This window comes from Pseudoalteromonas sp. 5Ae-yellow, assembly GCF_014077565.1.
Classification (GTDB): Bacteria; Pseudomonadota; Gammaproteobacteria; order Enterobacterales; family Alteromonadaceae; genus Pseudoalteromonas.
This window is the reverse complement of record NZ_JACGWD010000101.1, coordinates 1-11,465: the sequence shown is the minus strand read 5'-3', so window position 1 is coordinate 11,465 and position 11,465 is coordinate 1. Positions and strand designations below refer to the sequence as shown.

7 protein-coding genes and 2 pseudogenes are annotated in these 11,465 nt (G+C 40.1%); 3 read left to right on the top strand and 6 right to left on the bottom strand.

All coding sequences use genetic code 11. The annotated features are described in order from the left end of the window. A pseudogene (locus H4J63_RS20130) lies at positions 1-183 on the top strand (hypothetical protein); the annotation flags it as partial. Here the strand turns inward: H4J63_RS20130 and H4J63_RS18600 are convergent. After that, positions 184-2,358 (bottom strand): S9 family peptidase, encoded by a 2,175-nt coding sequence (locus tag H4J63_RS18600; protein ID WP_182197934.1) that lies wholly within the window; start codon positions 2,356-2,358, stop codon positions 184-186. A 191-nt stretch (positions 2,359-2,549) separates the two neighbouring features. Between H4J63_RS18600 and H4J63_RS18595 the strand changes: the two genes are divergently transcribed. Then, the gene (locus tag H4J63_RS18595; protein ID WP_024589627.1) at positions 2,550-3,020 is read left to right on the top strand and encodes a DUF2721 domain-containing protein; all 471 of its coding nucleotides are present in this window, start codon (positions 2,550-2,552) and stop codon (positions 3,018-3,020) included. A 73-nt stretch (positions 3,021-3,093) separates the two neighbouring features. On the opposite strand, the gene H4J63_RS18590 is transcribed toward H4J63_RS18595, so the two are convergent. Together H4J63_RS18590 and H4J63_RS18585 are read right to left on the bottom strand one after the other, a co-directional pair. Continuing rightward, positions 3,094-3,627, bottom strand: a complete 534-nt coding sequence (locus tag H4J63_RS18590) for a S8 family serine peptidase (protein WP_024598796.1) — start codon at positions 3,625-3,627, stop codon at positions 3,094-3,096. Between the two features lie 11 nt (positions 3,628-3,638). Further along, a complete protein-coding gene (locus tag H4J63_RS18585; RefSeq protein ID WP_182197932.1) occupies positions 3,639-5,972 on the bottom strand; it encodes a S8 family serine peptidase in 2,334 nt (777 codons plus the stop codon). Positions 5,973-6,197: 225 nt separating this feature from the next. Between H4J63_RS18585 and H4J63_RS18580 the strand changes: the two genes are divergently transcribed. Beyond that, positions 6,198-6,650 (top strand): cytochrome c, encoded by a 453-nt coding sequence (locus H4J63_RS18580; RefSeq protein ID WP_024598794.1) that lies wholly within the window; start codon positions 6,198-6,200, stop codon positions 6,648-6,650. A gap of 243 nt (positions 6,651-6,893) precedes the next feature. Here the strand turns inward: H4J63_RS18580 and H4J63_RS18575 are convergent, their stop codons facing one another. From H4J63_RS18575 to H4J63_RS18565, 3 genes and pseudogenes are all read right to left on the bottom strand, one after another. After that, positions 6,894-10,016: an efflux RND transporter permease subunit gene (locus tag H4J63_RS18575; RefSeq protein ID WP_182197930.1), complete on the bottom strand. Its 3,123-nt coding sequence runs from the start codon at positions 10,014-10,016 to the stop codon at positions 6,894-6,896. A 12-nt stretch (positions 10,017-10,028) separates the two neighbouring features. After that, entirely contained in the window at positions 10,029-11,207 is a 1,179-nt protein-coding gene (locus H4J63_RS18570) for an efflux RND transporter periplasmic adaptor subunit (protein WP_024605417.1), read from the bottom strand. Between the two features lie 164 nt (positions 11,208-11,371). Next, a pseudogene (locus H4J63_RS18565) lies at positions 11,372-11,465 on the bottom strand (IS5/IS1182 family transposase); the annotation flags it as partial.

The following is an 11,465-nucleotide window of genomic DNA, read 5'->3' as shown; positions in this document are numbered from 1 at the left end:
GGCTTCCTTCAGACCCCACCGTTGGCCAGTGACGCCCTTGCCATTCAGATTATCTTCCCCTTAGTCAGGGTGATAAGGCATCTTTCAGCCTATCGGGTTTGCCAGCTTCGCTGGGCAAACAAAAAAAGGTGCTTTCTTAAAAAGCACCTTATTGAGTTAAATCTATTTAAATATAAAGAGTAACTACTTTTTAATACCCGCTAAATCAAGCATAAATGCATAGTTTAGCGCGGTATCTTCTAAGCGTTTAAAGCGACCTGATGCACCACCGTGCCCTGCTTCCATATCTATTTTAAACAGTAACTTATTATCATCAGTTTTATAGTCACGCAGCTTAGCAACCCATTTTGCAGGCTCAAAGTATTGAACTTGCGAATCGTGCAAGCCAGTCGTTACTAACATATTAGGATATGCTTGCTTAGATACTTGGTCGTATGGCGAGTAAGACAGCATGTAATCGTAATACGCTTTTTCGTTCGGATTACCCCACTCGCCGTATTCATTTGTTGTAAGCGGAATACTCGCATCAAGCATCGTTGTCACTACATCTACAAACGGTACCGCAGCAACCATACCTTTATAAAGCTCAGGCGCTTGGTTTGCTACTGCGCCCATTAATAAGCCACCAGCACTGCCACCTAACGCAAATATTTTATCTTTTGCGCCATACTTTTGAGAAACCAGTGCTTTAGTTACGTCAACAAAGTCGTTAAATGTATTCTTTTTAGTTAGTAGCTTGCCGTCTTCGTACCAAGGACGACCTAGCATTTGCGATCCACGTACATGGGCAATTGCAAATACAAAGCCACGGTCTAACAAGCTTAAACGTGAGCTTGAGAACGTTGGATCCATGGTTGCGCCGTACGACCCATAGCCATATTGCAGTAGCGGGTTAGTGCCATCTTTTTTAAACGTATCTTCACGGTAAACTAAACTTACCGGTACTTTTATGCCATCGCGTGCTGTTACAAAAATACGCTCTGAAGCGTAATTGTCAGCATCAAAATCACCTAACACAACCTGTTGCTTAAGAAGCGTTTTATCGCCAGTCGCTAAATCTACATCGTACGATGAGCCCGGAGTGGTCATGCTTGTGTAGTAAACACGTAACGTGCTGCTATCTATATCGTTATTGCCATAAGTACCAATTGTATAAGCGCTATCGTTAAAGCTCAGTGGTAACTCTTTACCTGTTTTTAAATCACGCGCAATCAACTTTGATTGGCCCATTTCACGTTCTTGGTAAACTAAGTAGTCATTAAATAAATCAATGCCTTCGAGTTTAATATCATCGCGCGCTGGGATCACACTTTGCCAATTAGCCTTGTCGCCTGCTTTATCAATATCAACTTTCATCAGCTGAAAATTTACAGCATTTAAGTTAGTTACAATGTAGTAAGTATTCCCTAGCTTCGAAATATCATATTCAAGCCCTGCTTCGCGCTCAATTAAGCGTTTAGGCATTGCCTTAGTATCATCAGCACTTAATACAGATACGCCTGATGCAGCCGTGCTGCTGTGCCAAATATAAATTTCTGACTCATCTTTGCTTTTACTCATACCCATGTAGTAACTGGTATCAGTTTCTTCGTAAATTAGCTCATCATCAGCTTGCGATGTACCTAATGTATGACGATACACTTGGTAACCTAGTAGAGTTTGTAAATCTTTTTTAATGTAGTAAACCGTTTTATTATCGTTTGCCCACACAATGCCACCGTTGGTGCCTTCAAGTGTGTCTTCGAGTAATTTACCGGTAGTTAAATCTTTTATTTTTACGCTATAAATCCGACGACTAACAGTATCTTCGCCATAAGCCATTAAATTGCCATTAGGGCTTACATCTAAACCACTTACTGCATAATAATCATGACCTTTAGCAAGCTCATTTACATCTAAAATAACTTGCTGATCGGTACCTGCAAAATCGCTGCTGCGTAAGTAAGTAGTGTACTCGTTATCGCCACGTGTTTGTGTTGAGTAAAAATAATCACCGTTTTTAACTGGGACCGAATCATCGTCTTTTTGAATACGCCCTTTTAGCTCTTCAAACAACTCACTTTGCAGCGTTTTAGTATGTGCGAGCATTGCATCAGTGTATGTGTTTTCAGCTTCTAAATAGTTAATTACCTCTGGTGCTTTACGTTCATCATCACGTAGCCAATAGTAATCATCAATGCGTGTATCACCATGAATAGTCATTTCATGTGGCACTTTTTTAGCAACCGGCGCAACAGCTTGTGCAACTTGAACCGTTTTAACTTGTGTATTACTTTTTTTGGTTTCTTCAGGGGCTTGATTACAGCCACTTAAAATAGCGAGTGATAGTGCTGCGAGTGCGAATGGAGTACGTTTCATCAGTCAAAGTCCTTGTTGTATTTTTATTTTTTATTAAGTAATTAAATATACCTAAAAATAACCTGTGTTGTGATTTAGTTTGTGAAGCTATGTAAAGTAAATCAACGTAATTCCTCTTTTCTTAATAAGCCTACATCAGGTACTCTGTAGATATATAAATCACTTTTAAGCTCAACTGATTAAGGGTAGTAATGAATAGCGAAGTAATTAACATTTTAACTATGGCAAAAGTAATTCAAACGGCCGTTGCTCCCGTATTTTTAATCACAGGTATAGCAGCAACTTTAGGTGTTTTATCTAATCGCTTAGCACGAATTACCGACAGAGCGCGCTTACTTGAGCGAAGATTAAAAGTAAATACAGATGACGATTTTAATAAGTCGCTAGCAACAGAGCTGCGCGCCTTATTAAAAAGATCTCGATGTATACATATTGCTTTTAGCTTAAGCGTATTAAGTGCCTTACTTGTATGTGCTGTGGTTATGTTTTTATTTTTGTCGCACATACAATCAATTAACTTAAGCGTGACCATTGCTTGTTGTTTTGTAGCAGCGATGGCATTGCTTATATGTGCATTTATGTCGTTACTTGGTGAGGTGTTCTTAGCAACCCGCAGCATGCGTCGCGGGATGATATTTGCAGATATTGATATAAACGATTAATTTTTTATAAAAAACCCCGAGCAACTAATGTTACTCGGGGTTTTTATTAAATAAGCTTATTTAATAAAATAACTTATTGTGCAGTATAAATAGTCTCTAGCACTTCAATTCTAGCTTCTTTAGCATAACCTGAAGCATTTAACTGCTCTGCTGCAATTAAAATATCTTGTCCATCATTCACTGCTAAAACGGCAATCTTAGTACCAGGAAATACAGACACCACTTTTAATCCAGCCGCTGCAGCAATGTCGCTAGCAGTAATACCATCTTTTAAAAGTACCGTAATATTACCCGATAAAGAACTTAAGTTATTAGTAAGAATATTACGAACTAATGACCCTTTAGTTACTACATCAGATGTACTTGCAACATTAACAACCGCCATGTCGCCTTTTTGCATAACTACATGCTCATCAGCAGCAACACTTGATGGTACTAGGCTCAAATTTCTCTCTACTTTATAAGAACCAAAATCAGCTTTAGTATACTTTAAGCTAGATGCTTGCTTCTTTGGTAGTTGAAGCTCTTTATCAAAGCTTGTGTTTGCCGTAGCGCTTAAAGAAATACACGCAGCAGCACTTAATACGATTAATTTATTAACTTTCATTTTCATAATCCTTACTCTTGACCTGCGTGACCGAATGCGCGTAAAGACACACCCCCTAAAACACTTGCTGAACTATTATTGCTAATACCTACTACACCTAAACCATTGTCATCACCTTTACTAAGTGCATAGCTATCTGCGCTCGTATCTAGTAAACGAACTGTCCAAGTGCCTTTAGTCGACTCACCATAAAACGCATTTGAAAGCATTACTGCATCTTTTAGTATATAGCCAACACTCCAACTGCTAGTGAAACTATATGCTGGGTAGAATAAAGCTTGCTTCGATGACAGTAATACACTTCTTGTACCCGCTGGCGATGTAACTTCTATAGCTAAATCTGTTCCGGCTGAAGTTTGTGTGCCATCGCTTAAGCCAAAGCCCATTTCAGCATTACTTACATCAAACTTAAATTGCATTGCTTCAATGCTTAGCTCTTCCGTCACTTCAATTTCTTGTGTAAGACCCGTTGCACTGTTATCTGGAATTTCTAGTGCAAGTGCGTCCTCAGCAATTACTGAACCAACACCGCTCCACTGAGTAATAACTTGTTCGCCTAAAGAAACATCGTAAGCCTTCGCCATAGAAACCGCAGCTCCAGCATCAGCACGACCAAAACCATATAAGTTATTGAAGTTATAACCGGCAGAGTTTTCAATCCAACCGTCGTGAGCAACAAATTCGCCTTCACCAACTGTTAATTTAACAGCAGCATTATCTGCATCTATTAAAGTGCTAGTTGATGCAAGGATATGGCGAACGTCACGCCATGTTAAATCTGGATTAGCCGAAAGAATTAACGATACCACGCCCGATGCATTTGGCGCAGCAGATGATGTACCATTAAACGTTGAAGTATAGTTACAGCTTGCATTGTCTGCATGGCCTGGGTAGTTAAATGGATATTGACTTGCAGCAAACTCTTCACCGTAAGCAGCAGCCCATGCTGCAATAGAACCACCATTAAAACCTGAATAACCATTAATACAAGTCATTTGATCGGTTGTTACCATTGCAGGAGCAAAACGACCATACTCACCCGCTGGAGCCGACACCATTACGTTAGCGCCCGCTGTAGAATAGCTAGTATGTTTACCATTAGCATTTACTGCAGCAACACTTAAATAATAAGGGTGGCCTTGGCTTGGCTCAAAAGCGCCATTATAACAAGTTAAACCTAAGTCATTTGCACCATTGTCAGCACATAAAGAACCTTCATCGCCACCATCTTCAAATGAGTTACCGCTAGATTTCATATTTAGCGCACCTTTACCGTCACGAAGGTTAAGGTTAGGGTAAGACTCAATTGCTTCATCTAGCTCTGAATAACCGATAAACGTAGGGAACGTAATACCGTAACTACGGTTAAAGGCTGAAATATTTTCAGACGTACTAATACCACTACCAGGGAAGCCATGAGCAAGTAAATCAGTTTGTGCTACTTTATCTCCACCAAGGTAGTTCATACCGATTAAGCCTGCATCAGGTGCAACACCACGGCCGCCTTTGCCATTCCAACCTTTTGCTGCAATTAAGCCGGCAACACTTGTTCCGTGGTCACCACTGTTTGATGTACTTGTAGGGTCTGTACGATCTAGCGCTTCAGCGTTAAGGTTTAAAGAACGATTTGGTAATACGTTATCTACTAAGTCTTCGTGGCGAATTTCCATACCCGAGTCAACAACAACAGCAGTTACACCAGCTCCTGTAACGCCTTGAGCATAAGCGGCTGTTACATTCATATCTTCACCAGCAACCAAACCTGTAGCTTCTGCATTAGCAAAACTAGCATCAACATCTGCTTGCGCTTCTTCTTCTGTATCGCCAAATAGATTTACATATAAATTAACTAAGCCCTGCTTCATTTCATCGCTTAATGAGTATGCTTTTTGGCCTGTATTATTTAGGTGCCATTGTTGATTTGCTAATGGGTCACCAACAACTCCTGAAATGCTTATTTGCGCAGAAGCCGTTTTACCATTTGCGTTTACAGTGTAATCAATAACTGCATCATCATCCGTCATTGGAACATAAGTAAATGATGTTCCCTCTACAGTTAGAGTACCGTGACTAAATGTGAATACGCCATCTTCTGCAACCACTTCTTCACCGTTTTCAGTGAAGCTAAATGTAAGTGCATCGCCATCGTTATCACTGGCTTTAAATTCTGCAGTAACAGGGATCCATTGTTTTAAATCTACAACAACTACATCGCTCGCTTTAGGCGCTACGTCAGTAACTAATGGTACGCTGTTTTTCTTATCGTCATCACTACTTCCACAACCAGAAAGTGAAACCACTATTGCAGCAGACAATGCTGACATTTTAAAAATATTATTTTTCATAAACTCTCTTTGTTAGTTATTTTTATGATGGTGTGACGTTACACAACAGGAATAAAAATAACAACGAGGTGTTTACAGTCATTAACAATAAAGACAATAGATGTAACGATAGAGTAATCGTTGTATGCTTAGTTAAAGAAACAATTATTAAGCACATATATTAACTTGAACATTCAAAGAAGCTAATATAGAACAGGATTAACAATTACTTTAAAAGGGGCAAACATGAAATTGAAAAAAGTATTAGCAGGTATAGCATTAGCTACATGTGCACTTAGCGTATCGGCAAATTCTGCATTTAAAGAACCAAGTGACGCGATTGAATACCGCCAAGCAGCGTTTTCAATGATCTCAGTACAAATTGGTGACATGGGCGCAATGCTAAAAGGTAAAGTACCTTTTGACGCAGAGCAATTTAAAATGCGTGCTAACAACGCTGCTGCACTTTCAAAAATGCCATGGGAAGCGTTTTACGAAGGGACAGATAAAGGCGACACAGCTGCACTTGCTGCTGTTTGGGCCGAAAATGCAACCTTTGTTGAAAAAGCGAATGCTTTTGCAGCAAATGCAGATAAGCTAGCGTTAGCTGCTCAATCGGGCGATAAAGCCGTAATTGGTAAAGCTTTTGGCGCATGGGCTAAAGGCTGTAAAGATTGTCATAAGCAATTTAAAGATTAATTATTGTTGTAGCCAGTTTAACAACAATAAAAAGCACTGAGCGTTAATAACGGTCAGTGCTTTTTTTATGTTTTATATTTATACCAATTTGCTTAATTAAGTGATCTATTTTGAGGCTGGAAAAACGTGTTGATAGCTAGGCAAAAAATTCGCTATTTAGTTGTTCTAAATGAGAATTTTTTAACGTAGGTAGCGACACGTTAACCCCGTAAAATGATTAAGTATTATTGCGAATTGGTATTATTACGAGACCTTAGCAGCTCGGCTTTTAAAAGGGCGCTTAAATAACGCACCAATATCACCCAAAATAATATATAAACACGGTACTAATATAAGCGTTATTAACGTTGCAAACATAACAGCAAAGCCAAGTGCTACTGCCATTGGTATTACAAACTTAGCCTGCAGGCTTGTTTCAAACATAATAGGTAATACACCAGCAAAGGTTGTTATAGACGTTAATAGTATTGCTCTAAAGCGGGCACAACCGGCTTCTATTACTGCATTTTTAACGCTAACACCTTCGCGGCGAACTTGGTTTACATAATCGGTCATTACAAGTGAATCATTTATAACAACACCTGCTGCGGCAATTAAGCCAAATCCCGACATTAAGCTCATATCTAAATCAAACCAGTAATGACCCCAAATAGCCCCGGTTAAACTAAACGGAATAACCGACATTACAATAAGCGGTTGTGAATAGCTTTTAAGCGGCACAGCTAGCAGTATGTATACTAAAATCATTCCGCCAATAAAAAACATTATTTGCTCATTAGCTTGAGCTTGCTGCTCTTCTATTGCGCCACCAAGCTCTGATTTAACACTTGGGAATTCTTCTATTAGCTGTGGCAGTAAGTTTTCTTTTACTTGCTTAACCACTTCACCCGGCTCAATTTGCTCTTCATCAATATTGCCATAAACATATACGGTACGGTAGCCACCTTCGCGGCGTATATAGCTAATACCTGGCGTTTCGGTTAATTCTACTACATCACCAAGAAGTACTTCTCGCCCTTGCGGGGTAGTAACCACGGTGTGTTTAAGTGATGAAAATGCCTCACGAGTCAGTTTAGGGTAGCGTACCATTACGCGTACTTCTTCGCCGCTTCGGATTACGCGCTGCGCTTCGCCACCATAAAAACTGGCTCCCACTTGATTTGCAATACCTGCTAAATCTAAGCCTAAATCGTAAGCAACAGGTTTAAGGCTCATTTGCACTTCTTTGCTCGCAGGATCTATGGTTGAGCTAATATCAAACAACCCTTTTTGCTGTTGAAGTAATTGAATAAAACGACGACCCGCTTGATTTAAAGTATCTATATCTGAGCCATACAGTAAATAGCCAAACTCGCCGCCGCCATTACCACCGCCGCCACCAACATCGTCTTGAATAGTTAACGACTTAATACCAGCAATAGTCGGCATAGCCTCACGCCATCGGCGAGAAAGCTCAAATGCATTGTATGGACGTGAATCTTCGTCAACTAATGGAGCTAGTAACTGCGACTCAGTTCTGCCTTGGTTAAATACCAATACATCACGAATAATTTTTTGGCCAAATTCACGTTCTGTTTCTTCATCGACTCTAAGTACCATAGCTTCTATTTCGCGAATAGCGGCAATGGTTTGTAAATCAGAAACGTTGTCGTTCATTTCAACTTGTATTTGTGGAAAGTCATGCGGCACTTTAGGAGTTGGAACTGTACGTACTTTATTAGACGTAATAAGTGCAATACTGATTATAAACATTGCAATAAAAGCAAACAAAACAGTCCAGCGCCAATCAACACACTTAGCAATAAAACGTTTATATGGACCATTTACGAAACCAAAAAAGCGTGTATTGAAGCGATCGCGCCAACCACCTTTTTTGATCGGCGAAAAGTGCGTATGAGCAATGTGAGCTGGCAGTATCAGCTTTGATTCAATCAAACTAAATACTAAACACAGCATTACTACAACGGCTATACCATAAAAGAAGGCACTTTCTGGCCCGCTCGACATTGTGAATGGTGCAAATACAGCAATCGTTGTTAACACACCAAAGGTTGCAGGGGTCGCGACTCGGTTAGCGCCACGCACAACATTTTCTACACCACCGCCGCTTTTTTCAACTTCGGTGTAGGCAGCTTCCCCTATCACGATGGCATCATCCACCACGATGCCGAGCACCATTATAAAAGCGAATAACGAAATAATATTAATGCTAATGCCAAACAGTGGCATCATCATCATAGCCCCTAAAAAACAAACAGGTAAGCCAATCATTACCCAAAGCGCTAGTTTAAAACGCAAGAATAACGACAACATAATTGCCACCAAAATGGCACCTTGAAACAGGTTAGCTTTCATCATATCAAGGCGAGCATTTAGGTAGTATGTCATGTCCATTAATGGCTCTAACCGAATACCCGGCGGCAACTGCTTATTTTTTTGATCAATAAACGCTTTAACCGAATCCGCAACGGGAATCATGTTTTGTTCTTGCGTTGCTTTAACCGATAAATACACCGCGTTTTCGCCATTAAACTTAAAGTAGCGCTCACCTTCAGTAAACTGATCTTTAATAACTGCAATATCTTGCAGTAAAACTTTAGCACCATACTCACCAATTTTTACCGGAATTTGCCTAAACTCATCACCTGAGTAAAACTGGTTTTCTACTCGAACAGAAATAACGCCTGCGTCTGTTTTTAGCTGCCCAGCAGAGAAGTTAGCTGAGTAACGGCGTACCGCATTCATCACATCACTAAGGGTTAAATTATATTGGCGAAGCGTATCGGGCTCTATTTCAATAGCAATTTCATCAAGCGGTACATCGTTTACAACCAAAGATACGTTAGATAACTGTAGTAACTCATCCTCTATTTGGTTTGCTATCGGCTTAAGCTCCGTAAGCGGTAAGTCAGCAACCAGTGTCATGCCTATTACATCTTGCCTAAACTCAACCTGACTTATGGTGACCGGTTCCATACCCGCCGGAAAAGTCGCAATGCCATCAACGCGTAGCTTTACCTTATCAAGTACATCGGTAAGTTCTGCATCGGTGTTTATTTCTAGGCTTGCTGTACCGCCATTTCTAAATGCGCGATACACGCCTTTTTTAATTTCGGTTATATCTTTAAGTGACTCTTCAACTTTTATGAGAATACTTTCTTCTATTTCCTGAGGAGAGGCACCGGGGTAATTAGCCTCAATATTAATGTAGTTAATCTCTACATTAGGAAACATTTGGCGCTGAATCGTAAAGTAACTTATAGCCCCCATAATAATGATAAAAAACATCATTAAATTAGCGGCTACTGAATTATTAGCAAAGTAGGCAATTAGCCCTGTTTGTTTTTGTTGTATTGACTCGCTCATAATTATTAGACCCTACAGCTGTTGCGTGTTTGAAGTGCTCGTTTCTGAGCTTTCAGGTTTTGCAGCTACACCTGCAATTTTAACCTGCATTCCTTTTTGCGGGTATTCAGGTAAAGTAATAACGAGTTTGTCATCGGCATTTAAACCACTGCTAATATAAAAATACTCACCCTCTTCACGAATAACCGTTACTTTGCGAGGCTCTAGTTCTTGATTTTCGTTTACTACCCACACAGTTTGATTGTTAACCAAAGCTTGCGGTAAACGGTAAATATTATTAAGCATTGCACCTGCAAAGTTTACCTGCACGTAGCTGCCAAACTTAATGGCTGGTTGTATGTTTTTAAGACCGTATGGGTCTTCTATACGTACTACTAAACTGCTCATACGGGTAGCGTTATCAACAATCCCTAAGTCACGGTCAATTACACCTTCACGAGTGAAGCTGTTTAGGCCCTTTTGAATAATCGTTGCGGTAATACCTTTAATACGCTCTGGCAAAAAAACGCTATCGAACCCTGCTATAGGAATAATCACTTCAGCAGTTTCAATATTATTGAGTTCAGCAACTTGCGAACCCATAGTTACAAATTGACCCACACCTACATTTCGGCTAATAACCAATGCATCGTAAGGGGCTGTTACTTCACAATTATCTAAGTCACGTTGTGCACGTTTTAATGCAGCTTGCGCCGACTTTACAGATGCCTGCGCACTTAACACTTGAGGCTTACGTAAAAATAAGTCGGTACGCGCTTTACCAGGAAAACGCTTTGCTTCATCTGCGGCTACTTGGGCTTGGGCTTGTTCTTCAATTAAGCCTGCCTGTGCGCGAGCTATTTCGGCCTCAGCAACAAGTACTGCTGCTTCATAGTTATCTTTTTCGATAGTAAACAACGTCTCACCGCGAGCAACGATTCCACCGGCTACAAAATTAGGATGCCAACTTAGCACTTCACCCGACACCTGCGCCGAGAGTTGTGTATTTTCAAGTGGCTTTACTTCACCGTAGCTATTAATAATAACTTGATGATCGTTTGCAGCCACTGGCTCAACTTGCACTGTTGGACGAGTATCAATTACTTCTTTTTTTTCTGGCTCTTGTGCAATGGCATTTATTCCCATAAAGCCAACAACACCAACAACTAGTGCTACAAATGGAAAAACCCATCTAAGTGAATTTGTTTGCATATCCTATTATCCTCAAAATTCTATTAACGTCATAATACCAGAGCCATATGAAACATTAAGGTGACATTTGTAAGCAACTGTTACAAGTGCGTATATTAATAGATAAAATAAAGGAAGTAGCTTAAGAAAACGACTAGGGGCTGTTGATCTTTGTAGTACATATATCAATCAGCCCACATTGGTAGCCACATCATAGTAAATGCTAAAGCGAGCATTGAATGATAATTTCGTTCAAGCTTTTCATACCGCGTGGCTATC